A 21,565-nucleotide genomic window follows, 5' to 3' on the forward strand; every position below is an offset into this window, starting at 1 on the left:
TTTAGCGAGGCTCTTAGGTAAGGGTTATAAGATATGCCTTCATTGAAGGACCTTAGAAACCGCATCTCGTCGGTTAAGGCAACGCAGAAAATCACAAAAGCCATGCAAATGGTTGCTGCTGCAAAATTGCGCCGTGCGCAAGATGCGGCAGAAGCTGCGCGTCCTTATTCGCAGCGCATGGGTTCGGTGCTTGCTAATATTGCAGCCACTGTATCGGGTGAAGATGCGCCGAAACTGATGACCGGTACGGGAAGCGACAAAACGCATTTGTTGATCGCTTGTACATCCGAGCGTGGCCTTTGTGGCGGCTTTAACTCATCTATTGCGCGCTTTGTGCGTGATGATGTGCGTAAGCTTCAAGCTGAAGGCAAAGAGGTGAAAATCCTCTGCGTCGGTAAAAAAGGGTATGATATTCTTCGCCGTGAATTTGCAGCGTTGATTATTGACCGTATCGATTTGCGTGAAGTGAAGAATATCGGCTTTGCAAATGCTGATGCTATCGGCAAGCGCGTTATGACGATGTTTGCTGCAGGTGAGTTTGACGTTTGCACATTGTACTATTCTGAGTTCCGCTCAGTGATCAATCAGGTGCCAACGGGTCTTCAACTCATTCCAGCTGCTGCGCCAGAAGTTGACGAGACAGAAGCTGCTAATGCGGCATCTGCGATGTACGAATACGAGCCAGATGCCAGTGCCATTTTGGATGATCTCATCCCGCGCAATATCTCGGTTCAAATTTTCCGCGCATTGCTTGAAAATGTTGCTGGTGAAATGGGCTCAAAAATGTCCGCTATGGACAATGCGACCCGTAACGCCGGTGAAATGATCGACAAGCTGACAATGAGCTATAACCGCCAGCGTCAGGCGCAAATTACTAAAGAACTTATTGAAATTATCTCGGGCGCGGAAGCGCTGTAAGGAAAAGGGTAGTCAAAATGGCAAAAGCACCAGCAAAAGCTGCGGCTCCGGCTAAGGCACCAGCTAAAAAAGCGCCAGCGCGTAAGGCACCAGCGAAAGCTGCTGCATCAAAAGCGCCGTCACGCTCAGCAGCGGCAAAGTCCGGTGCAATTGGCACGGTTTCTCAGGTCATCGGCGCGGTTGTGGACGTTAAGTTCACGGATAATCTGCCAGCGATTCTTAACGCGCTTGAAACTGACAACCTCGGCAACCGTTTGGTTCTCGAAGTTGCACAGCACTTGGGCGAGAACACAGTTCGCTGTATCGCGATGGACTCAACTGAAGGTTTGGTTCGCGGTCAAGAAGTAAGAGACACAGGCGCACCGATCTTGGTTCCTGTTGGCGAAGAAATGCTTGGCCGTATCATCAACGTTATCGGCGAGCCGGTTGATGAAGCTGGTCCGATCAAGTCAAAAACTTTGCGTCCAATTCACGCTGAAGCGCCTGCTTATGTTGAGCAATCAACTGAAGCTGCGATCCTTGAAACTGGCATTAAAGTTATCGACCTTCTCGCACCATATGCGCGTGGCGGTAAAATTGGTCTGTTCGGTGGTGCTGGTGTTGGTAAAACGGTTCTTATTCAGGAATTGATCAACAACATCGCGAAAGCGCATGGTGGTTATTCTGTGTTTGCTGGCGTTGGCGAGCGTACACGTGAAGGTAACGACCTTTACTACGAATTCATCGATTCTGGCGTTAACGTCAAAGGCGGCGGCGAAGGCTCAAAAGCAGCTCTCGTATACGGTCAGATGAACGAGCCGCCAGGTGCGCGTGCCCGTGTTGCTTTGACAGGTCTTACAATTGCGGAAGACTTCCGTGATAAAGGCCAGGACGTGTTGTTCTTCGTTGATAACATTTTCCGCTTTACACAGGCCGGTTCAGAAGTGTCAGCGCTTCTTGGCCGTATTCCTTCAGCGGTTGGTTACCAGCCAACACTTGCAACTGACATGGGTCAGATGCAGGAGCGTATTACAACGACGCAAAAAGGTTCGATCACTTCGGTTCAGGCGATTTACGTTCCTGCCGATGACTTGACCGACCCGGCGCCTGCGACATCGTTTGCGCATTTGGATGCGACAACAACGCTTAACCGTGCGATTGCTGAAAAAGGTATTTATCCTGCGGTTGACCCGCTTGATTCAACATCACGTATGCTTGACCCACAAATCGTTGGTGAAGAGCACTATGAAGTTGCCCGTATGGTGCAGTCTACTTTGCAGCGTTACAAATCGCTTCAAGATATTATTGCTATTTTGGGTATGGACGAGCTTTCTGAAGAAGATAAGTTGGTTGTTGCGCGCGCACGTAAAGTTGAGCGCTTCCTTTCTCAGCCGTTCTTCGTGGCTGAAGTGTTTACAGGCGCACCGGGTAAACTGGTTGCACTTGAAGACACAATTAAGGGCTTCAAAGGCTTGGTAGCTGGTGATTATGACCATTTGCCAGAAGCTGCCTTCTACATGGTAGGTTCCATTGAAGAAGCGCTTGAGAAAGCACAGAAACTTGCAGCGGAAGCTGCATAATTGAAATAGCTCGAAAGGAGCCGGTGATGAATAATAGGTTGCAATTTATTGCGGAACTTACATTCGCCGGTTTCCTTGTCGGACTGCTTATCGGACCGAGTACTCTCGACCAGTTTTTCGGTCTGGACTATGATAATTCAGTAAGCTTTAATCTCATTGTTGGTTCTTTGATCGGCGCTGGATTAGGCTTTTTGGGTTCACTTTTGCCACAGAGCGAAGTTGAGTAATATTTATGGCTGACGCATTTACATTCGAGTTGGTTTCTCCGGAGCGCCTGCTTCTATCTGAGCAAGTCACACAGGTTGTTGTACCTGGTAGTGACGGCTATTTCACGGTGATGGCTAACCACGCAGCGACAATGTCAACTTTGCAACCCGGTGTTGCGAAAGTGACGACTGCTGAAGGCAAACAAGAAGATTACGTCATCTTTGGCGGCTTTATTGATGTTCTTCCAACATCATGCACAATTCTTGCAGAATCTGCTGTTGCCGTGTCTGACGTTAACAAAGCTGATCTTGATGCGCGTATTGAGGCTGCAAAGGCTGATGCAGCGGCTGCGACCGAAGGCGAAGATCAAGCCAAGGCAAATAATTATCTTGCACAGCTGACAACACTTAATCAGCAAATTCTACCAGCTTAATCGCTTTTAAAATTTCGCTTTGATTGGCCGCCTAATGGGCGGCTTTTTCATGTCTGGGGTTTAGCCCACGGCCGCGAATTGTGCTGGGTAAAGCAATTCACCAGAAGCATTTGCAAGTGCGCCTTCTTCAAGCTCAAGTGCTTGAAATTCGCGGCATTGGAAAGCACATTGAACGCGCTCCGCCAATTGGGAGTTAAACCCAAAGCGCCCATAATAAACTGGATCGCCTAAGACAAATATGCTTTTCCAGCCTTGCGCTTTTGCTTCGTCAATCAAGCGGCGAACAATTTCTGTTCCGATTAAAAAATCGCGCCAATCTGGATCAACGGCTAGTGGCGCGAGCGCCAAAGCGCGGTCTTGGCCCTCAAGTGCTGTAAGCAATGCATGGCCAACGATCTGTGTGTCGATAAATGCAGCCATATCGAGCGTTGGAATATCTGATAGCAGAAGTGCTTCCACCAAATTAGGTTCAAAGCTTGCGCCAAATGCGCGTTCATGAACGATTTTAACAGCGTCGATCTGAGCATATGTGGAAGGTGCGAAAATGGTCTTGTCGAGTATCATGGTAAAACCTGCTGATTTAAAATCATCGTGATCCGTTCTTAGCTATATCGCATATATGACATTAAAATTCACGGCGTGATTAGAAATCAATGTATGCAGTAAGCGTGTCGCATGACGATTGTAATTGTTAATGACATAGCGTCAATTTTAACTAATTTTTAGTGCTTCAATGGCAGCGTCATGCATGGCGGCAACAGTACTTGTTGATGATGATCTTCGCCAAAACGCTCGCTATGCGCAGCATGTCCTTCCCGAAATTGAATAGTAATGAAGCCGTGGCTCCGTTTTAGACGGCTGATCCGGTTTTTATGTCAATTTCTCAGCAATATATTCCAAGAACGTATGTGGTTTTATCAATGGCGCTGTCAAAAGATCTGTTTAAATTTGCTCGTAAATCTAAAAGCAAAGCTCCGGTACAGAAATTAGCTAATAAGTCAGACCGCAAAACGCTTGGTGTCAGGACCAAACTCAGCGCTTCTATCGCCGTTGTTGGTTTGCTTACTGCTGTTGCAATCACCATCGCCGTTTATGCGTTTAATTCGGCAAGTAACCAGTTCCGCGCTATTAATGAAGAGCGCGTTCCGTCTCTTGTGGATGCAGGCACGCTGGCCATTCAAAGTACAGAGCTTACGATCGCAGCCTCAGAACTGATTGGCGCGGATCAACAAGATGCACGTCAAGAAGCTTTCGATACATTGTCACTCACTGTTGAGAACCTGCTCAACCGTGTTCCAGCCTCCAATCAAACGGGGCCTGCAGCGGACGATATTGCTAAACTGCGCAAAGCAGTTGAGGGATTTAGCAGTCAGCTTTCCGCACTTGATGCAATGACCGATGGAAATCTTTCAATTAAAGCGCAGTCATCTGAACTGCTGCTTGAGCTGTTTAAAACAGACACACTGATTGGCGCTTTATTGTCGCCAGCCATCAGTAAAGCCTATTCAGAACTGCAAGAAGGCGGCCAAAATGCGGGCCGTGAAGCGGGCATGCTCGTTGACCGCTTGATGAAAACAGAAGTGTTTACATTCCGCTCATTGATGAACCTTCAAGCTGATGTTGGTTTGTTGAGCGGTGCTGCATCGTCCTATCTTTTGGTTAACCAGCCGAAACTTGAAAATGAATTCAAATCAATTCTTGAGCGTAGTTCAATAAGTATAAAAGCGACGGCAAAAAGACTGATGTTTTATGATGACATTTCTCGTGAAACAGCAGCTAGGCTCAATACGCTTGCTGATCGAGGCACAGAAGCCATTAAAATGCGTGAATTGGTAAATTACTTTCCAAATTCGGGCTCGGTGCAAACATTCTTGAACGATATGCTTGCTTTGCATCAGGAAATCGAAAAGGAACTAGCAACGGCGGTTGAGGACAAATATAATGGTATGGCAGTCAGCGCGCAGAAGGCTGCTGCTGAGAATAAAGGCATTATTGATGATTTGCTGAATATCCAGATGAAGCAAGTGCGTAGCAGCTTGGAAGCAATGTCTACTTTGCGCCAGTTTACATCAATGGTGGTTCAAGGTGCGTTGACCGACGACCCAAAGGTCGTAGATACGATGCAGCAGAGCGTTGGCTTTATTGTTTCGCGTCTTAACAATTTGCTTGGCGCAGTTGGCAATTCAGACACTGTAGAAAATGCCAAAAAGCTCAATGACCTTGTTCATCCCGACACGGGCCTTATTGCCCTTCGTAAATCTGTATTGAATACCAGCGAGGCCGTAGAAGGTCTTGTTCAAGATGTTTACCGCGAAACAAAACTCATCAACAGCATCATCTTTGATATTTTGACGGCGGAACGTGCTGAGATCGCAACGTCATCTGCCCAGCTTGATGAGCAGCTTGCTTGGAGCACGAATGTCCTGATTGGTATTGGAGCGGCTGCGCTTCTGACATTGTTGCTGGTTGCCTTTATCGTGATTAACCGCGGCATTGTTAATCCACTGTCTAAGCTTATTGGTTCCACCCGTTCGCTTGCCAAAGGTGAGCTTGATACGGAGATTAATTATACCAATCGCGGCGATGAGCTTGGCCAACTTGCAAAAGCACTTTTGGTTTTCCGTGACAACGCATTGGAAAAAATTCAGGTTGAAAGCAATTCTGAAAAAGTGCGGTTGGAAGTTGAAGAAGAACGCCTCGAAAATGAAAATATGAAGGCTGAAGAAGCACGTCAAATCCAATCTGCCGTCGATGAGCTCGGCTTTGGTTTGAAAGAACTGGCACAAGGAAATTTGAGTGCTCGTTTGGAAAAACCATTTTATGGCACATTGGATAATGTACGCGCAGACTTTAACCAGTCTCAGGAAACATTGCAGTCCGTGATGCTGCTTGTGGCGCACAATACGGGCGATATCAGCTCAGGTACGACACAGCTGCGTTCTGCGGTGGCACAGCTTGCTGAGCGCACAGAGCACCAGGCAAACCAAATTGAAGGTGCTGCGCAGACATTGGGTGAAGTAACGAACAAGGTTAAAGCCTCTTCTGAGCGTGCGATGGAAGCCACCCAAATGGGACTTCAATCGCAAGATCATGCTCGCAAAGCATCCGATGTTGTATCGCAAGCCATTGAGGCAATGGGCCGTATTGAAGATACGTCATCAAAAATTGCTTCTATCGTGTCGATGATCGAAGATATTGCATTCCAAACAAATCTGCTTGCTCTGAATGCGGGCGTTGAGGCAGCGCGTGCTGGCGAAGCGGGACTTGGCTTTGCTGTTGTTGCGCAGGAAGTGCGTGAACTTGCACAACGTGCATCGACAGCTGCCAAAGAAATTGACGGCCTGATTTCGACATCTGGTGATGAAGTTGAAAATGGTGTGCGCTTGGTTCAATCAACCGGCACGTCAATTGCGGCAATTGAAGAAAACATTACTTCGGTCAATGCATTGATTGACCTGATTGCAACGGCATCAACAGAGCAGTCAGAAGACTTGCAGGAAGTAAATAGTGTGATCGGACAGCTTGACCAGTCCACACAGCAAAACGCTGCAATGGCAGAAGAAACCAATGCAGCAACACAAAAGGTTGCTGAATTGACGGCAGATCTTATGGCAACGGTGTCGCGCTTTAATGTGTCAGGCGAAGCATCACAGTCTCATAATGAAGAGTGGCAAAAAGCTTCGTAAGTTAAGCTGCTCGTTAACGGCGTAAACTGGTGTGAGAAAGAATAGCCTCACCCAGTGGTCGCATATTTCCGAGCGCCACTTTGCCTAGATAGTTTTCTTCAATCTCGCGGCAACATGAATCTTCTAGATCTTGCTGACTTATGTCGGAGTTAGCCGACGTTGTATGCAGCAGCTTAATCGTTGCATAGGTATCATACAGAACAATATTGACGACGTTGCGAGCGCGAGCGCCATTAAAACTGATGTTGAGTGAGACAGATGCTTCTGTTCCCCAATCAGATGAAACAGACGCAACTTTTTCCAACTGCAGAAAATCAGGCGCAAAATAAAGCTGTGAGGCTTCGCCAACAATATCGGCCAAACAATCGAAACGATCCATCTGAATATAGCTGACATAGTGGGCCAGATCGACGAGTCTTAACTCGCCGATAAAGCCGCGCATTGTCGCTGCAAGCTGGGTTTCGATTTTGGAATGGGTTGTAATTTCATTCATATAGCAGGACCTAATGGGTTGCTTTTATTGGTTTGATTACGAAGAAACGCGATGATCTGAGCAACCGCTTGAAAGAAGTCAGGCGGAATTGGTTGATCAACGGTTGAAATTTTATAAAGGCCGCGTGCCAATTGAACATTTTCAATGATCGGCACTTCGTGGGTTTTTGCAATTTCACGAATACGCAGCGCAAGCACATCTTGGCCCATTGCTACGACCATCGGGGCGGGATCCTTGTCCGGGTCATAGCGAAGCGCCACAGAAAAGTGTGTTGGGTTGGCAATAATGACGGTCGCTGTTGGGACCGCTGCCATCATACGGTTTCGAGAGCGATCAAGCGCCATAGACCGCTGACGTGAGCGCAGCAGCGGATCGCCCATTGCCTGCTTCATTTCGTCTTTGACTTCCTGCTTACTCATTTTCAAATCATCAAGCCATTGCTTGCGTGAGATGAAAACATCGATGGCCGTGATGACCGTCATCGTGACAAGAATAGCAGAGACAATGCCGATTAATTCCAGTTGAAGGTGGGTCAGAAAATCTGCCGTTCTGGTGTAAAAACCAGACATCAAACCTTCGATGAAATTCGAGGTTAGAAAATAAACTATAAAGATAGAGATACCGACTTTAGCAACGGATTTTAGAAATTCGATAAAGCCTTTGCCGGAAAAAATGCGCTCACGGCCTTTGCCAATGGAAATTCTTGATAGTTGCGGCGTTACGCGCTTCCAGACGATTGAAGGCGGGTTTTGCGATACGGAACTCACAATACCGGCGAGCATTAGACCGACGAAAAACGGTGCGGCCAAAATAGCGCCAATGGCCACGCAGACTTTCATCAGCTCCATAACATCATCGTTAGAAGCTAGGTAAATTTCACCTGACCTATTCAGCAAGCCGGCCAATTGATCGCCTGTTGCCATCATGTTTTCGGACATACCGAATACGATGAGCGCGAGAATAACCAAGAGGCTAAAAAAGATGGAGAGCTCTTTGGAGACAGGTGTTTGACCTTTCTCCAATGCATCCTTGATCTTCTGCTCAGAAGCATCTTCGGTTTTCTGGTCTTTATCTTGATCGTCGGACATGATCTATGATGTCCTATTTTTCAGGAAGGGTAATCTGACCTTCTGCGGCCATTTTGAGAGCGAGCGTCGCTATGGACTTGCGCGCTTGAATAACCGTGCTTTCCTGTATTTTGACATCGTCGCCCATCTCAGATTCGATCATGCGACGTGTACGTTGACCAAGGCTCGACAGTACCGCTTCGGCGACATCTTTGTCGGCATTAAATAATGCATTGGTTAGAAGTTCTTGTGGCAGCCCATCACAAAGCTTGGTGCGGTCTACGGGCGACATGTGAACCAAATCTTCAAACCGGAACATCATCGATTTAACGAGAGCCAATTTCTTTTCTTCAACTTGGCCTTCCATCTGCGCTAGCATTATATCGCAGGTTTCAGTGTCCATCTCGTTCAAGATTTCAGCCATTTTAGAAGCTGATTCGCGCAAGCCACCAGAATTTGGATTAGGCTTGAATTCTTCGCGCAAATTCTTCTCAATGGCTTCGAGCATGCGGTCACTAATATCACGCGACGACAGCATACGAGCGACGGTTTTCTTGCGCTTGTCTTCCGGCAAATGCTTGAGCAATGCTGCGGATGTTTTTGGCTGAAGGCGTTTTAAAATGATGGATGCGAGCTGGGCAGGTTGTTTTTCAAGATAAGCAATGACCTTTTCAGGTTCGGTCTCTTCTAACTGCTGCCAAATGTTGATGGTTTCTTTTTCGGGCGATTCCATTTGTTCGCGTTTGATGAAATCTTTAAGCTCATCATCGCTCATGAAGTCGCTAAGAATGTTCTTCATCGTATCGGCTGAATCAATCAGGCCAACGCCCTTGGTAAATTCAGCTTCAAATTCTTGAACGAGTTTTTCCAAATCCGGCTGCGGGATTGTTTGTAATGTGTGCGCAGCATCAATCATCACACGCAGCTCTTCGCTTTTGAATGTTTTCAAAACAATGCCAGCGCGTTCTTTGCCCATTGCTACGAGAATGGCTGCGGCGCGTTGTGGTCTGCTGAGTGTGTAAACTTTTACCATGCTTATGAGCCGAGTTTAACGATTCGCACGCAAAGTGAATTGGGGTCATGCGCATTAATTTCTAATTCGCCTTCGCCAATCTTTTTGCCGTTTACTGCGATATCTACGGGTTCTCCAATTTTTGAATCAAGCGTGACAACCGTGTCCGGCTCCATTGCCATGAGCTGTGACACTGACATGCTGGTTGAACCAATGATAACTTGCACTTCCACGGGAACATCAAAAACGCTTTTATTGTAATTGGCATTGCCAGAAAATTTTCTCGCCGCGCCATCAAGCTCGTCATCAGAAATTGATTTTTGCAATTCATCGATTGCCTCGTTGAGAGGATCTGAATCAACAAATTTTGCTGGCTCTTCTGCTGGAGCAAGCTCACTTTGTTCAAGTGGCTCTAGTGGTTCGAGGTCCATATCGAGGGGGCTATCGGCCTTTAAATCTATCATAATGGTGGCCCGCTTTCTAAACAGCTGAAGTTATAATCGACTGAATCGGCTCGTGCGCTTCTTCGACTAATAGTGCGTATGAATTCTCATCTTGCCCGAGTTGGCATTTGTGAAGCTTGCGCCCCTTCGATGAAAGTGTCGTTTGACAATTTTTATTGTCGCCTAAAGCCAGAACTGCGCCTGGTTTTAGCTTCGCGACATCTCTGAGTGTCATCTCGCTTAAGTGAACAATGCCGAAAATTTCAATGTCGACATCTTTTTCCGGCGTAATATTGCCTTTGTTCTCGCGGATAGGTTCAGGCGCTTTTTCGCGAAAATTAAGCTTTAGAATTGCGCTCTGCGATAGCAAAATTTCAAATGTGTAGCTCTGGTCGCCGTGCTGAACTGTCATGGCAAAGCTTGCATGGTCGCCAAGACCATTTTGCGTTGCTTGGCCTGTCATCTTATCAAGGCTTAACCGGCTGGAAAGCTCCAAAACAGATTCAATGGTTGCGGCCATTAGGTTGCCGAACTCGATCAAAATGGATTCTTGAAACTCTGTCAGTTTTGGCGCTGTTGCTTCGCTTTCAAGTTCAGGGTCAGAACCCAGCATCATGTCAACGAGCATTGAGCCTTGCTCGGGTACAACGCACATCGCAGCAGGTGTTTTGCCATTATCCATGCGGAAACCGAAAAGCGTGGTTTCCTTGAGATTGCGAAAATCAAAACTTTTAGAAGTGCCATCAACGCGCCATTTTATTTCATAGCCCAAAGCCATGAAATTGGTGTTGAGCGCAGATTGAAAACGCGATGAAACCGCAGCGACCAATTTGTCGATATGTTCGTGTTCACCTTTTTGCCGAAGAATGCGTTTGTACACATCTGGCATGTCGTTGGTGATGGATGTTGAAACTGCAATCGTCATTGATCTTAACCGCCGCCCATAGAAACGTTTTCAACGTCATCAAGTGTTGGACGATAGTGATGCGAGATGGTTTTACGACCAAATTCAAGCGCCACCTGTGGCAAGGAACCATTCATATAAGCAATCAATGTTTGTTTCGCGACGAAGTAAAGTCGGATGTTTTTCTCACGCACGGTTTTTACGCTGGTCGCAAGAGGGCCGACAACCGCATATGACAAGAAAATACCAACAAATGTACCAACCAGCGCGGCGCCAATGAGGCCGCCCAAAATTTCAGGACTTTGGTCGATGGCACCCATTGCCTTAACCACACCCAGCACCGCAGCAACAATGCCCAAAGCGGGAAGGCCATCGGCCATGGCTTGCAAGCCGTGATAGGCTTTCAGCTTGTCATGTTTGATGGTGTCGATTTCTTCCTCCATCAATGCTTCAACTTCATGCGGCCTTGCATTGCCAACAATGATGAGGCGCACATAGTCACAGATGAATCCGATTAAATCAGGTTCCTGCATAATCAACGGATAAGCTTGGAAAATCTCTGATTCGTCTGGATTATCAATATGTGTTTCCACTTCGTTGCGCGGTTTGTTTTTCAATTCGCGCAGCAATTGATAAAGAAGTCCGAGAAGTTGAAGATATTTCTCGCTTGATGGGACGGAGTTTTTAAAACTCTCCATAAGCGATGCCCCAGTGTCTTTGACGATATATAGAGGGTTGGCAATTAGGAAAATACCAATTGCGGCCCCGCCAATAATCACAAATTCAAAAGGTTGATTAAGGACGCCCAACTTGCCGCCCATCGCCATATAACCGCCCAGCACGCAGCCGAGAGTAACGATCATGCCGATTAGTATGCCCACATTCGCCTCCAAAGGTTCGGCTGCAAGATGACATGCAAACCTTGCTTCAAACTGTTTTTAACGGGCAGCATTGGCACTTTATTCAGTACAGCTACGCGCAAGCAGATGGGGCTAATATTTAGAGAGTTTGAACTTGGAGCTCTCTTATGGTCGGCACCCTCACGTCATATCAAAATTTAAGCCGGGACATACCGGCTGCTATATCTCAAGTTGCGGCGCAGCCTTTTGAGGCGCGCGAAGTTGAGTATTTTACCAAAACGATTCAGACGATTAAAACCGTCGAAGATTTTGTCGCTGATCGGCGGGTTTTTGCATTTGCTATGCAAGCCTTTGGTCTGGGCGAGATGACCTATGCTAAAGCCTTTATGGAAAAGGTACTTAATGAGGGCATCAGCGATGATGATAGCTTTGCTAATTCATTGTCTGACCCACGGTATAGAGAGTTCGCAAAAGCATTTAATTTTGAAAGCTTTGGCAGTGCGGCAACATCGTTTGATCGCGCGCAAGGCGAAGTCGTTGATAAATATCTGCGCCAAACTTTAGAAGAAGGGCAAGACAATGAAGGTGTTCGTCTTGCACTTTATTTCGAGCGTAAGGCGCCAGATGTAACATCTTACCTACAAATTCTAGCCGAGCCTGCCATTGCCACAGTGGTGCGCACCGCGCTCGGTATTCCTGAGTCTACGGCTGCACTTGATCTTGATAAGCAGGTTGAAATTTTATCCGCTAAGCTTGACTTGGACGAATTTCAAAGTGCCGAAGGCATCGACAACCTCTTAAAAAAATTCACAGCCTTATACGATATCAACAATCCGCAAACGACAGATGCTGGCGGGGTAGGTCTGCTTTTTGGTCAATCTGCCGCGCTTGGTATCGACACGAACACCATGCTCCAAATTCAACAGTTGAGGCGTACATAAAATGCAAGATGGATTGAGCGTCAGCCTGACAGGGCAAGTAGCAATGGAAGAGCGCTTGACGAGCCTTGCTAATAATGTGGCAAACAGCCGAACTGTTGGGTTTCGTGCAACGCAAATCACTTTTGATGAAGTGCTTAAAAGCGTCGATGATGAACGTGTGTCGATGGTATCCAAGGGCGACGAAATTATTAGCAGTCGCGCTGGCGGTCTTGAAAGCACAGGCAACGCGCTTGATTTGGCCATTTCAGGCGATGCTTGGTTTCAAGTGCAGGTTGATGGCGCCAATGTGATGACACGGGATGGCCGTTTCAAAATTGATAATCAGGGCGCTTTGGTCACATTAAATGGCGATGCTGTTTTGGATGCCGGCGGTGCGCCTATCCAGCTTAATGCAGCGGGCGGTTCTGTCGATATTGCTGGTGACGGCGTTATCACGCAAGGCGGCAATGTAGTCGGCGGCGTTGGTCTCTTTAGCTTTAATCCCGGCACTAATTTTGAACGCTACGGACCATCTGGTTTTCGCGCCAATGAAACGACTGAAGTGCTGGTTGATCAAACTAAAGCCGGTGTTATGCAGGGCTATATTGAACAGTCAAACGTCAATCCGGTGCAAGAGATTACACGTCTGATCACAGTGCAGCGCGGGTTTGAGCAATCGGTTGCGCTAACTGAAAAAGCGGATCAATCATTGCAGCAGCTCATTCAATCGTTTGGGCGCTGATAAATTATGTCCAGCCTGACAGAACTCGCTGATACGGTCGCGGCAGGAAAGTTTTTGACAGAGCCTGTTGCCTTTGGCGGGCGGGTCAAAAGCTTGCATAGTAACAGTGCTGTGCTGGAAGGCATGCCTTCTCATTTGCAACTGGGCGACATGGTGAAACTTCTGCACAGCGGCGGTAGTACACGGGTTGAAGTTGTGAAAATTTCAGATGAAAGCGCACTTGGTATTCCATGCGAGCCTATGGGCGGTATTTCACCAGGTGCTGCTGCGCTGATTGATCAGGCTGTTAAAAAACGCAATGCGCAAGAAATGCTTGGCCGTGTCGTCAATGCTTTTGGCGAGCCTATTGATGGCGAGAGCAGTATTTCGCTTGCAGCTATTCAAAATGATGTGCCTGTTGATTCGTCTCCCATGAAACGCGGCCGCGTTGAAATGCCGATTAAAACCGGTATCCGGCTGGTTGATATATTTACCCCTATTTGTGTCGGGCAACGGCTTGGTATTTTTGCTGGGTCCGGTGTTGGAAAATCCACGCTTTTAGCGATGTTTGCCAAAACAGATGATTTTCAGGCGGTTGTTATTTCCTTGGTTGGAGAGCGTAGCCGTGAGGTGCGTGAATTTGTTGAAGATACGCTCGGACCGGAACGCTTGCGCAAATCAATCATCGTGGTTGCGACCAGTGATGAAAGCGCGGTTATGCGAAAACGTGCGCCTGTCACCGCGATGGAAATTGCACGGGATTTGGCACGCCAAGGAAAGCGCGTTCTCTGCCTTGTTGATTCGTTAACACGCTATGCACATGCGCTGCGCGAAGTTGCCGTAACATTGGGTGAGCCTCCAGTTTCACGCGGATATCCATCATCGGTATTTACTGAATTGCCGCGCTTGCTTGAAATGGCAGGGCCAAGTGAAACAGGTTCTGACGGGTCGGTGACATTGGTTGCGACAGTTCTTGTTGACGGCGATGATCACAATGATCCGGTGTCTGACTGTTTGCGCGGGATATTGGACGGGCACCTTGTTTTAGATCGCGGATTGGCGAATCGCGGCAGATTGCCAGCGATTGATCCGGCTGCTTCTATTTCAAGGCTCGCCACCAAAGTGTGGAGCGAGAGCGAACGCGGTCTTGTGAGCAAGTTAAAATCGATGGTCACATTGTTTGAAGAAAGCCGCGATCTTCGCATGATGGGCGGCTACCAACATGGCGCGGATGCTGATCTAGATCAGGCGGTATCGCTTGTTCCAGTTATCTATGAATTTTTAAAACAGGGTATTGATGATCCTGTATCGGGTGATGTGTTTGCTGATTTAGCAGCGCACCTTAAGCAAGAAACGGCAAGCGAATGACTTTTAAGCGCAATTCAAAAAGCAAGAAACCGTGGTTTGATCGCGGCGATGTGGGGCTTGGTGTTTTTCTTGTTACGGTCACTGGCGGAGCTTTGTTCTTGCCGCTTGATGCCTATATTAATCCGGAGCGATATTCACCGCCGCAAATGGTTTTTTCACGTCAGCAACCGGGCGCAGAAGATCAGCTGGCCTATATGGCAGGCGGGCGTGCTTTGTTTGATCTGGAAGAAGGGCGTTTTTTGCCCGCCAATCAATTGTCAAATGTTGATCAGATAACAACGGGTACTGTGGCGAGCGAACAAGCTAAGGCGGAAGTAACGCCAATGCCAAGTGCGGTTGCGAATGATGTTCGGTTGTTAGCTGGTGATAAGCGCCGCGCCATGATTATGAGCGATGACGGCATATACATTATCAGCCGGAATTCACGCTTGCCGGGCGGTGCGCGTGTTCGTGCGCTGATCCAAAAAGACGGTGAAAGCCGGCTTGTCACTAATCGTTATGTTGTGCTTCGCGCCGAGTAATGAAAATGAAAAGGTAGCGACAAGCTACAGACAAGTTCATTCCGGTAAGTTCTTCTTAGTCTAAGAGGAATGTCATGGAAACAACATCCATATTTTCAATTGCCTCCACGAACGCGCAATGGCTTTCTGCGCGCCAAGCGACCGTGGCTGGTAATATCGCGAATGCGAATGTCAGCAGCTATAAGTCGCTGGACACAGCGTCTTTTGCCGACACATTGGCGGACGTAACGAACAAGCTAGAGCTCACAAATGCGAACCATCTAACGGGAACGCGCAGCATAGGTGATGTTGCGATTGAGCGTTCCACTAAAAATGTTTCGCTTGAGGAAGAATTGGTGAAGTCGGCCGAAGTGCGCAGTCAGACAGAACTGAACACCGCGATTACTTCTTCCTTCCATCGAATGCTCCTAATGACGGTGAAACCATAATGGATAATCTATCAGTCAGTATGAAAGTTGCCGCTGCGGGGCTTGATGTTGAATCACTGCGTATGCGCGTCGTCTCTGAAAACCTTGCCAATGCTCAATCCACCAGCGACGTTAAGGGCGGCGATCCTTATCAGCGTAAGCTGGTAAATTTTGAAACTATTTTGCTGCGCGAAAGCGATGCGTCTTCAGTTGGTGTCAGCGGCATTTCTGGTGACAAACGCGATTTTCAAATGACTTTTGATCCAGGACATCCAGCCGCCAATGAAGCTGGTTATGTCAAAATGCCAAATGTTAATCCGATCATTGAGATGGCGGATATGCGTGAAGCAAACCGCTCTTATCAGGCGAATTTGGAAGTTTTCAAACAGGCACGCGAACTTATCGGCATGACGATTGAACTTATGAGGTCCGGACGATGATTGAAGCAATAGGTCAAATTGCAGGCGGCGTATCGAGCGCAGCTCCAAGCCAAGCCAATACAATTAGCACTGGCTCAGAAATGTCATTTAGCCAAGTGCTGTCTGATATGGCGGCGGACACAGTTTCATCGGTGCGCACGGCGGACAAAACGGCGGTGCAAGGCCTGATGGGCAATGCTGATACGCGGCAGGTTGTTGATGCTGTCATGCAGGCCGAACAAGCGCTTCAAGCGTCCATTGCGGTGCGCGATAAAATCGTGACCGCCTATCTCGAAATCTCAAGAATGTCGATCTGAGGAATATCCAATGAAAGCTCTTTCTATTGCTGCAACTGGCATGAATGCCCAGCAGACAAATCTTGAAGTGATCGCCAACAATATCGCCAATGTGAACACGACTGGCTTTAAGCGTGCACGCGCGGAATTTTCCGATCTGCTTTATCAAACTGAACGTGCTGCTGGAACGCCGACACGCGCCAATGCGGGTGTTGTGCCAGAGGGAACGAATATCGGTCTTGGTGTGCGCACTGCGGCTGTGCGTAATGTGCATCTTCAAGGCGCGCTTCAAAGCACAGGCAACCCGCTTGATATGGCGCTGACCGGTAATGGATGGTTTCAAGTTGATGGTCCTGCAGGCCAAACAGTTTATACGCGTGCAGGCGCGTTCAACACCAATGCAGAAGGCCAGCTTGTCACATCGGATGGTTATGCCGTTCAGCCCAATATTACTGTGCCAGAAAACACAGTTGAGGTAATCGTCAATCAGTCAGGCCAAGTATTTGCCCGTCTTGATGATCAGATCCAATTGCAGGAACTGGGCCAGTTAACGCTTGCAACCTTTGCCAATGATGCTGGACTAAAAGCACTGGGTAGCAACCAATTTGCTGAAACGGAAGCTTCAGGCGAAGCGCTTGTGGGTGTGCCGGGTGATCCTGGCTACGCGACAATCCAGCAAGGCTATCTTGAAGGCTCGAACGTTGATCCAGTGAAAGAAATTACCGAGTTGATTGCTGCACAGCGCGGCTACGAGATGAACTCTAAAGTTATTCAGGCTGCCGACCAGATGGCCGGTGTTGTTTCTAACGGATTGAGATAATGATCATGCGCTGCGGCGGTATTGCACGTTTATCACTGTGTGTATTTGCGGGATTGTTGGCTGTTATGCCAGCACATGCCGTTGATAGTGTTGCAACTGCTGTGCGCGTTATTTATCCGGGCCAGACCATTGAAGCGGACATGGTCAAACTTGTTTCGCTCAAGCGTGAAATGCCCAATGCTGCCCGATCAATTCAAAGTCTCGATGCTTTGATTGGCAAGGTCGCAACCAAAACAATTTTGCCCAACCGTTTGATTCTCCCAAGCGCTGTCATTGAAGGCAATATTGTTGAAGCTGGTCAGAATGTGCGGGTTCTTTATGAAACCGAAGCGATTAGCATTTCTTTGGTTGCGGTCGCGCTTGAAGACGGCATTGTTGGCGATACGATCCGTGTGCGCAATCAAGACAGCGCGCGCATTATTGCAGGCCGCATTTCTGATGATGGTACAATTTATGTGAGTGCCCTATGAAATTATTCAAATGGGTTGCTCTCACATTCATAACGCTTGCTCTTACATCACCGACCTTCGCTCAGTCACGGATCAAGGATATTGTGACGTTGCAAAATGCGCGCGATAACCAGCTTATCGGTTATGGTCTTGTTGTTGGTTTGCCAGGTACTGGCGATAGCTTGCGCAATGCACCGTTTACCGAAACCTCAATGCGTTCGATGCTTGATTCGCTCGGCATTGCTACCGAGAGCGGACGGGCGCGGCTTAACAATGTTGCCGCTGTTATCGTGACGGCGAATTTTCCAGCATTTGTGCGCCATGGTTCGCGCATTGATGTTGATGTGTCATCGCTTGGCGATGCGACTTCGCTTGAAGGCGGACAACTTGTGATGACGCCGCTGCGCGGTGGTGACGGCGAGATTTATGCTGTTGCACAGGGACCGGTTTCGACCAGCGGATTTTTTGCCCGTGGTCAGGCTGAATCGGTATCGCAAGGAACGCCGACATCTGGCCGTATCGTCAATGGTGCGATTGTTGAAAAAGAAGTTCAGGCCAACGGCCAAGAGGTTCACGAAATCACAATGCAATTGCGCAATCCGGATTATTCAACGGCTGTGGCAATTACCGATGCGATCAATCAGTTCTCGCGCAACACCTATGGTCGAGCCACAGCGCGCGAGATTGATGCACGCACAGTGGTGGTGACAAAGCCGAAAAACATCACATCCGCGCGGTTCGTTGCGTCGATTGAATCATTGCCGATTGAAACAGATTCGCCAGCCCGTGTTGTGCTCGATTCAAGCACTGGAACCGTGGTTATCGGCCAAGATGTTCGCGTAACACCGGTTGCTGTTAGCCATGGTGCTTTGACGGTGCGTGTGAGCGAGACGCCGACGATCAGTCAGCCTAACCCATTTTCATTGGGTGAAACGGCTGTTGAGCCGCTTACCAATATTGAAGTGACGCAAGAAGGCACCGGTCTTGGTGTTGTTAATGGTGCAAGCCTTAACTCACTTGTTGAAGGGCTTAATCAACTAGGTGTTGGTCCGCGTGAAACGATCGCGATTTTGCAGACGATTAAAAATGCAGGCGCACTGCAAGCAGATTTGGTGGTGCAATAATGCTTAGAGCGAACACATCATTATTTATGGTTACAGCTGCCTTGGCTTTAGGGTTGTCATTTGCTGCAACGGCTGAAGAAAAGCCGTCTGTGCAAACCATGCAAAAGAGCCTTGTATCCAATGTTGCTCCAGGGTCTGACAAAGAGCTTGAATTGTTCTGCGCCAATATTGCTGAGCCTGCGCGCGAGCGCCGCTATGCTTTGCAACGCGAACAGTTGGAAGAGCTAAAGGCTGACTTGGAAGAACGCATTAAGCTGCTTGATACGAAGCAAGCCGAGCTTGAGGGATGGGTTGAAAAGCGCGAAGAGTTCGCACGTATGGCGAGTTCTGCTGTGGTTGATGTTTATGCCAACATGCCGCCGGATTCAGCAGCTGAACGCCTTGCCAATATGGATGGTGGATTATCAGCTGCGCTTTTAATGAAACTCAAATCACGCACGGCTGCCGCCATTTTAAGTGAAATGGAACCACGTAAAGCCTCAATGGTCACCAGCATTATGGCGGCTTCAAGCGATAAAACAACAGCAGTACGTCAATGATAAAATTATGCGCACATATGATTGGGGCGGTCGGTGTATCGGCAGCATTAAGCGGCTGCATGATTCAGCCCAAGACAATCGGGCAAACGCCGCAACTCAGCCCAATGAGTGTTGATGCGCAATATCAAACGCACACCAAGGAAGAACTTGGTTCGATGTATCCTGATACACCGCGCAAATATTCAACCTGGAATAATAGTGCCGCGTCTTTGTTCACGGGCCGCCAAGCGATGAACCGCGGCGATATTCTAACTGTTAATATTGTTCTTAACGATAAAGCGCAGTTTGATAATCGTTCGGACAGGCAGCGCACCTCCAGCAAGTCAATTGGGCTGGGTGCGAGCACAAGCACCGGCTTGTCAGGATCGCTTGACGGTAGTTTGAATTCAGGCACAACATTTGATGGTAGCGGCGGGACGACACGTCAGGAAAAACTGGATGTTTCTATTGCCGCAGTTGTCATGGAAGTACTTCAAAATGGCAATCTGGTGATCCGCGGTACGCAGGAAATTGTTGTTAATGCGGAGAAGCGCGTTATGACAGTTGAAGGCATTGTGCGCCCATCTGACATTTTGCCAGATAGTTCTGTTCCATATGAGAAAATCGCTGAAGCGCGCATTAGCTATGGTGGGCAGGGCCGTATAACTGAAGTGCAGCAACCACCTTATGGTCAGCAGGCACTCGACATGCTGCTTCCATTATAGGTGCATGAAATGGCAACACCTCTCATGATCGAAACTGATGAAGAACCAAAGAAGAAATCAATGATCTCGGCGATCTTGGTGCCTGTTCTTCTGCTGGCGTTATCTGGCGGGCTTGGTTTCAGTTTTTCTAAATTTTATGTATCGCCAATGATTGAGGCGAATGCGAGCACAGAAGCTGCACCCGTTCCGACTGCGGAAAAGCTTGTTGCGCCTGTCCATAATTCGAATGAACCATCCATGGTGGTTGTGCCGCTTGAAGCTATTTTGACGAATTTAAGTGATCCATCGGATGTGTGGGTGCGGGCTGAATTTTCGGTGCTGTTTAATAAGCAGCCTTCTGCTGATGTGACGGCTGAAATTCAAAGTGATTTTCTGCGTTATATGAAAACTGTAAAACTGCGAAATTTGGAAGGTGCCATTGGCTTTGAGCATATGCTCGAAGATTTGAACGAACGTGCTCAAATGATCAGCGGCGGCGAGGCCGGACGCGTTTTGGTCAAAGCGTTTATCGTTCAGTAATGCGTATTTTTATCAGATCATTTTTGACTGCTTGCGTTTTGATGATCGCGCTTAGTCCTGCATTTGCGCAAAATGTTCTTGGACCTGTTGGCGGGCAGACGAGCGGTCAGATTATCCAGCTGTTCGGATTGCTGTCGGTGCTTGCTATTGCGCCGGGCATTTTGGTGATGGTCACCTGTTTCCCGCGCTTTATCATTGTGTTTTCTATTTTGCGCTCTGGCATTGGTCTGCAATCGACGCCTGCAAACATTATTCTGATTAGCCTTTCCTTGTTTATGACTTTTTATGTCATGTCGCCTGTTCTCGATAATGCTTGGAAATCTGGCATTCAACCATTGATGGCCGAGCAGATTGACGAAGAAACCGCGTTTCAGCGCACGCTTGAACCTTTTCGCGGGTTTATGGAAAAAAATGTGCGTGACAAGGACATTGATCTTTTTACGGATCTTGCTGAAGAACGCGGCCAAGTGGTGCGCAATGACGCTGGTGTTGTCGATATTCGTGTCTTGATACCGGCTTTTATGATTTCAGAAATCCGACGCGGTTTTGAAATCGGCTTTCTTGTCGTTCTGCCATTTTTGGTGATCGACCTCATCGTCGCTACAATCGTTATGGCGATGGGTATGATGATGCTACCGCCATCGGTGGTGTCGCTACCCTTTAAAATACTGTTCTTTGTTATGATTGACGGTTGGAATATTCTTGTTGGTAATCTGGTTCGGTCCGTTATCTAACTATTTACCAAGAATATTCGTAAAATAATTTTTTTCCAATCAGCTTGCTTCAGTTTTATTTTTATTAAACTTTGTCCGCCATTTTGGCCTGCGACGGTGGTGGCCCAGTTGGCTATGGCATGATGCCTGTCCATCGAACCGGGATATCCGGAATGTCCCTTCTTCGAGTATCTTTTGAAAGGGACAATTATGTCCAGTATTTTGACTAACACATCAGCGATGACTGCGCTTAAATCACTTCAGTCTACAAACTCTGCTATCGAAACAACGCAAGCGCGTATTTCGACAGGTAAACAGGTTGCTGAAGCCAGCGACAACGCTGCTTATTGGTCTATCGCAACAACTATGCGCTCTGACACAAAAGCTCTTGGTACAGTTCAGGACGCTTTGGGTCTTGGTGCTGCTAAGGTTGATGTTGCTTATACAGGTATTAATGCAACTT

General features: G+C 47.9%; 27 protein-coding genes. 20 read left to right on the top strand and 7 right to left on the bottom strand.

Going from position 1 to position 21,565, the window contains the following annotated elements; all coding sequences use genetic code 11:
• The first annotated feature begins 33 nt into the window (after nucleotides 1-33).
• Genes C504_RS0113710 through C504_RS0113725 form a run of 4 tightly spaced genes read left to right on the top strand, consistent with a single transcriptional unit; the run spans nucleotide 34 to nucleotide 3,117 of the window.
• On the top strand, nucleotides 34-918 hold the full coding sequence (locus C504_RS0113710) for a F0F1 ATP synthase subunit gamma (RefSeq protein ID WP_018689933.1): 885 nt from the start codon (nucleotides 34-36) through the stop codon (nucleotides 916-918).
• Nucleotides 919-935: 17 nt separating this feature from the next.
• Nucleotides 936-2,477, top strand: a complete 1,542-nt coding sequence (gene atpD, locus C504_RS0113715; RefSeq protein ID WP_018689934.1) for a F0F1 ATP synthase subunit beta — start codon at nucleotides 936-938, stop codon at nucleotides 2,475-2,477.
• Between the two features lie 26 nt (nucleotides 2,478-2,503).
• Nucleotides 2,504-2,704 carry a hypothetical protein gene (locus C504_RS0113720; protein WP_018689935.1) on the top strand — a complete coding sequence of 67 codons (201 nt, stop codon included), beginning with the start codon at nucleotides 2,504-2,506 and terminating at the stop codon, nucleotides 2,702-2,704.
• Nucleotides 2,705-2,709: 5 nt separating this feature from the next.
• Nucleotides 2,710-3,117, top strand: coding sequence for a F0F1 ATP synthase subunit epsilon (locus C504_RS0113725; protein ID WP_018689936.1), 408 nt, complete (start codon nucleotides 2,710-2,712; stop codon nucleotides 3,115-3,117).
• Between the two features lie 60 nt (nucleotides 3,118-3,177).
• On the opposite strand, the gene C504_RS0113730 is transcribed toward C504_RS0113725, so the two are convergent.
• Nucleotides 3,178-3,681 carry a GNAT family N-acetyltransferase gene (locus C504_RS0113730; protein ID WP_018689937.1) on the bottom strand — a complete coding sequence of 168 codons (504 nt, stop codon included), beginning with the start codon at nucleotides 3,679-3,681 and terminating at the stop codon, nucleotides 3,178-3,180.
• Nucleotides 3,682-4,037: 356 nt separating this feature from the next.
• Between C504_RS0113730 and C504_RS18405 the strand changes: the two genes are divergently transcribed.
• On the top strand, nucleotides 4,038-6,803 hold the full coding sequence (locus tag C504_RS18405) for a methyl-accepting chemotaxis protein (RefSeq protein WP_169385131.1): 2,766 nt from the start codon (nucleotides 4,038-4,040) through the stop codon (nucleotides 6,801-6,803).
• Between the two features lie 13 nt (nucleotides 6,804-6,816).
• Here C504_RS18405 and C504_RS0113745 read toward each other — a convergent pair whose 3' ends face one another.
• From C504_RS0113745 to motA, 6 genes are read right to left on the bottom strand one after another with little or no spacing between them, the layout of a single operon-like run.
• Entirely contained in the window at nucleotides 6,817-7,296 is a 480-nt protein-coding gene (locus C504_RS0113745) for a hypothetical protein (protein WP_018689939.1), read from the bottom strand.
• On the bottom strand, nucleotides 7,293-8,384 hold the full coding sequence (locus tag C504_RS0113750) for an EscU/YscU/HrcU family type III secretion system export apparatus switch protein (RefSeq protein ID WP_018689940.1): 1,092 nt from the start codon (nucleotides 8,382-8,384) through the stop codon (nucleotides 7,293-7,295). The genes C504_RS0113745 and C504_RS0113750 overlap by 4 nt, the downstream gene beginning before the upstream one ends.
• Before the next feature lie 13 nt (nucleotides 8,385-8,397).
• A complete protein-coding gene (locus C504_RS0113755) occupies nucleotides 8,398-9,396 on the bottom strand; it encodes a FliG C-terminal domain-containing protein (RefSeq protein WP_018689941.1) in 999 nt (332 codons plus the stop codon).
• 2 nt (nucleotides 9,397-9,398) lie between these two features.
• Nucleotides 9,399-9,839 (bottom strand): FliM/FliN family flagellar motor switch protein, encoded by a 441-nt coding sequence (locus tag C504_RS17950; RefSeq protein WP_018689942.1) that lies wholly within the window; start codon nucleotides 9,837-9,839, stop codon nucleotides 9,399-9,401.
• A 16-nt stretch (nucleotides 9,840-9,855) separates the two neighbouring features.
• Nucleotides 9,856-10,743: a FliM/FliN family flagellar motor switch protein gene (locus C504_RS0113765; protein WP_018689943.1), complete on the bottom strand. Its 888-nt coding sequence runs from the start codon at nucleotides 10,741-10,743 to the stop codon at nucleotides 9,856-9,858.
• 5 nt (nucleotides 10,744-10,748) lie between these two features.
• Nucleotides 10,749-11,603, bottom strand: a complete 855-nt coding sequence (gene motA / locus C504_RS0113770) for a flagellar motor stator protein MotA (RefSeq protein WP_018689944.1) — start codon at nucleotides 11,601-11,603, stop codon at nucleotides 10,749-10,751.
• A gap of 146 nt (nucleotides 11,604-11,749) precedes the next feature.
• Here motA and C504_RS0113775 point away from each other — a divergent pair, with 146 nt between their 5' ends.
• The 15 genes from C504_RS0113775 to C504_RS0113850 form a co-directional block, all read left to right on the top strand.
• The gene (locus C504_RS0113775) at nucleotides 11,750-12,523 is read left to right on the top strand and encodes a DUF1217 domain-containing protein (RefSeq protein WP_018689945.1); all 774 of its coding nucleotides are present in this window, start codon (nucleotides 11,750-11,752) and stop codon (nucleotides 12,521-12,523) included.
• Between the two features lies 1 nt (nucleotide 12,524).
• Nucleotides 12,525-13,244, top strand: coding sequence for a flagellar basal-body rod protein FlgF (flgF, locus tag C504_RS0113780; RefSeq protein ID WP_018689946.1), 720 nt, complete (start codon nucleotides 12,525-12,527; stop codon nucleotides 13,242-13,244).
• Between the two features lie 6 nt (nucleotides 13,245-13,250).
• Nucleotides 13,251-14,591 (top strand): FliI/YscN family ATPase, encoded by a 1,341-nt coding sequence (locus tag C504_RS17955; protein ID WP_018689947.1) that lies wholly within the window; start codon nucleotides 13,251-13,253, stop codon nucleotides 14,589-14,591.
• Nucleotides 14,588-15,112: a hypothetical protein gene (locus C504_RS0113790; RefSeq protein WP_018689948.1), complete on the top strand. Its 525-nt coding sequence runs from the start codon at nucleotides 14,588-14,590 to the stop codon at nucleotides 15,110-15,112. Before C504_RS17955 ends, C504_RS0113790 begins: the two co-directional genes overlap by 4 nt.
• Nucleotides 15,113-15,186: 74 nt before the next feature.
• Complete coding sequence (flgB, locus tag C504_RS0113795) at nucleotides 15,187-15,540, top strand: hypothetical protein (protein ID WP_018689949.1); 354 nt, start codon at nucleotides 15,187-15,189, stop codon at nucleotides 15,538-15,540.
• A complete protein-coding gene (gene flgC, locus C504_RS0113800) occupies nucleotides 15,540-15,959 on the top strand; it encodes a flagellar basal body rod protein FlgC (RefSeq protein ID WP_018689950.1) in 420 nt (139 codons plus the stop codon). The genes flgB and flgC overlap by 1 nt, the downstream gene beginning before the upstream one ends.
• On the top strand, nucleotides 15,956-16,255 hold the full coding sequence (gene fliE / locus C504_RS0113805) for a flagellar hook-basal body complex protein FliE (protein ID WP_018689951.1): 300 nt from the start codon (nucleotides 15,956-15,958) through the stop codon (nucleotides 16,253-16,255). Before flgC ends, fliE begins: the two co-directional genes overlap by 4 nt.
• A gap of 10 nt (nucleotides 16,256-16,265) precedes the next feature.
• Entirely contained in the window at nucleotides 16,266-17,054 is a 789-nt protein-coding gene (gene flgG / locus C504_RS0113810; RefSeq protein WP_018689952.1) for a flagellar basal-body rod protein FlgG, read from the top strand.
• A complete protein-coding gene (gene flgA / locus C504_RS0113815; protein WP_018689953.1) occupies nucleotides 17,054-17,524 on the top strand; it encodes a flagellar basal body P-ring formation chaperone FlgA in 471 nt (156 codons plus the stop codon). The genes flgG and flgA overlap by 1 nt, the downstream gene beginning before the upstream one ends.
• Nucleotides 17,521-18,627 carry a flagellar basal body P-ring protein FlgI gene (locus C504_RS0113820; protein WP_018689954.1) on the top strand — a complete coding sequence of 369 codons (1,107 nt, stop codon included), beginning with the start codon at nucleotides 17,521-17,523 and terminating at the stop codon, nucleotides 18,625-18,627. Before flgA ends, C504_RS0113820 begins: the two co-directional genes overlap by 4 nt.
• Nucleotides 18,627-19,166 (top strand): MotE family protein, encoded by a 540-nt coding sequence (locus C504_RS0113825; RefSeq protein WP_018689955.1) that lies wholly within the window; start codon nucleotides 18,627-18,629, stop codon nucleotides 19,164-19,166. Before C504_RS0113820 ends, C504_RS0113825 begins: the two co-directional genes overlap by 1 nt.
• Nucleotides 19,163-19,870 carry a flagellar basal body L-ring protein FlgH gene (locus C504_RS0113830; protein WP_018689956.1) on the top strand — a complete coding sequence of 236 codons (708 nt, stop codon included), beginning with the start codon at nucleotides 19,163-19,165 and terminating at the stop codon, nucleotides 19,868-19,870. Before C504_RS0113825 ends, C504_RS0113830 begins: the two co-directional genes overlap by 4 nt.
• A gap of 9 nt (nucleotides 19,871-19,879) precedes the next feature.
• Nucleotides 19,880-20,389 (top strand): flagellar basal body-associated FliL family protein, encoded by a 510-nt coding sequence (locus tag C504_RS0113835; RefSeq protein ID WP_083923192.1) that lies wholly within the window; start codon nucleotides 19,880-19,882, stop codon nucleotides 20,387-20,389.
• A gap of 41 nt (nucleotides 20,390-20,430) precedes the next feature.
• A complete protein-coding gene (gene fliP, locus C504_RS0113840; RefSeq protein WP_041951766.1) occupies nucleotides 20,431-21,123 on the top strand; it encodes a flagellar type III secretion system pore protein FliP in 693 nt (230 codons plus the stop codon).
• A 189-nt stretch (nucleotides 21,124-21,312) separates the two neighbouring features.
• Nucleotides 21,313-21,565: flagellin N-terminal helical domain-containing protein (locus tag C504_RS0113850; protein WP_026317515.1), on the top strand; the 253-nt coding region annotated here is incomplete at its 3' end.

The organism is Ahrensia kielensis DSM 5890 (assembly GCF_000374465.1).
In the GTDB taxonomy this organism is placed as follows: Bacteria; Pseudomonadota; Alphaproteobacteria; order Rhizobiales; family Rhizobiaceae; genus Ahrensia; species Ahrensia kielensis.

Bases quoted from the DNA above. Each gene is read 5' to 3' on its own strand.
- C504_RS0113710 (WP_018689933.1), top strand. From the start codon at position 34: ATGCCTTCATTGAAGGACCTTAGAAACCGCATCTCGTCGGTTAAGGCA.
- atpD (WP_018689934.1), top strand. From the start codon at position 936: ATGGCAAAAGCACCAGCAAAAGCTGCGGCTCCGGCTAAGGCACCAGCT.
- C504_RS0113720 (WP_018689935.1), top strand. From the start codon at position 2,504: ATGAATAATAGGTTGCAATTTATTGCGGAACTTACATTCGCCGGTTTC.
- C504_RS0113725 (WP_018689936.1), top strand. From the start codon at position 2,710: ATGGCTGACGCATTTACATTCGAGTTGGTTTCTCCGGAGCGCCTGCTT.
- C504_RS0113730 (WP_018689937.1), bottom strand. From the start codon at position 3,681: ATGATACTCGACAAGACCATTTTCGCACCTTCCACATATGCTCAGATC.
- C504_RS18405 (WP_169385131.1), top strand. From the start codon at position 4,038: ATGGCGCTGTCAAAAGATCTGTTTAAATTTGCTCGTAAATCTAAAAGC.
- C504_RS0113745 (WP_018689939.1), bottom strand. From the start codon at position 7,296: ATGAATGAAATTACAACCCATTCCAAAATCGAAACCCAGCTTGCAGCG.
- C504_RS0113750 (WP_018689940.1), bottom strand. From the start codon at position 8,384: ATGTCCGACGATCAAGATAAAGACCAGAAAACCGAAGATGCTTCTGAG.
- C504_RS0113755 (WP_018689941.1), bottom strand. From the start codon at position 9,396: ATGGTAAAAGTTTACACACTCAGCAGACCACAACGCGCCGCAGCCATT.
- C504_RS17950 (WP_018689942.1), bottom strand. From the start codon at position 9,839: ATGATAGATTTAAAGGCCGATAGCCCCCTCGATATGGACCTCGAACCA.
- C504_RS0113765 (WP_018689943.1), bottom strand. From the start codon at position 10,743: ATGACGATTGCAGTTTCAACATCCATCACCAACGACATGCCAGATGTG.
- C504_RS0113775 (WP_018689945.1), top strand. From the start codon at position 11,750: ATGGTCGGCACCCTCACGTCATATCAAAATTTAAGCCGGGACATACCG.
- flgF (WP_018689946.1), top strand. From the start codon at position 12,525: ATGCAAGATGGATTGAGCGTCAGCCTGACAGGGCAAGTAGCAATGGAA.
- C504_RS17955 (WP_018689947.1), top strand. From the start codon at position 13,251: ATGTCCAGCCTGACAGAACTCGCTGATACGGTCGCGGCAGGAAAGTTT.
- C504_RS0113790 (WP_018689948.1), top strand. From the start codon at position 14,588: ATGACTTTTAAGCGCAATTCAAAAAGCAAGAAACCGTGGTTTGATCGC.
- flgB (WP_018689949.1), top strand. From the start codon at position 15,187: ATGGAAACAACATCCATATTTTCAATTGCCTCCACGAACGCGCAATGG.
- flgC (WP_018689950.1), top strand. From the start codon at position 15,540: ATGGATAATCTATCAGTCAGTATGAAAGTTGCCGCTGCGGGGCTTGAT.
- fliE (WP_018689951.1), top strand. From the start codon at position 15,956: ATGATTGAAGCAATAGGTCAAATTGCAGGCGGCGTATCGAGCGCAGCT.
- flgG (WP_018689952.1), top strand. From the start codon at position 16,266: ATGAAAGCTCTTTCTATTGCTGCAACTGGCATGAATGCCCAGCAGACA.
- flgA (WP_018689953.1), top strand. From the start codon at position 17,054: ATGATCATGCGCTGCGGCGGTATTGCACGTTTATCACTGTGTGTATTT.
- C504_RS0113820 (WP_018689954.1), top strand. From the start codon at position 17,521: ATGAAATTATTCAAATGGGTTGCTCTCACATTCATAACGCTTGCTCTT.
- C504_RS0113825 (WP_018689955.1), top strand. From the start codon at position 18,627: ATGCTTAGAGCGAACACATCATTATTTATGGTTACAGCTGCCTTGGCT.
- C504_RS0113830 (WP_018689956.1), top strand. From the start codon at position 19,163: ATGATAAAATTATGCGCACATATGATTGGGGCGGTCGGTGTATCGGCA.
- C504_RS0113835 (WP_083923192.1), top strand. From the start codon at position 19,880: ATGGCAACACCTCTCATGATCGAAACTGATGAAGAACCAAAGAAGAAA.
- fliP (WP_041951766.1), top strand. From the start codon at position 20,431: ATGATCGCGCTTAGTCCTGCATTTGCGCAAAATGTTCTTGGACCTGTT.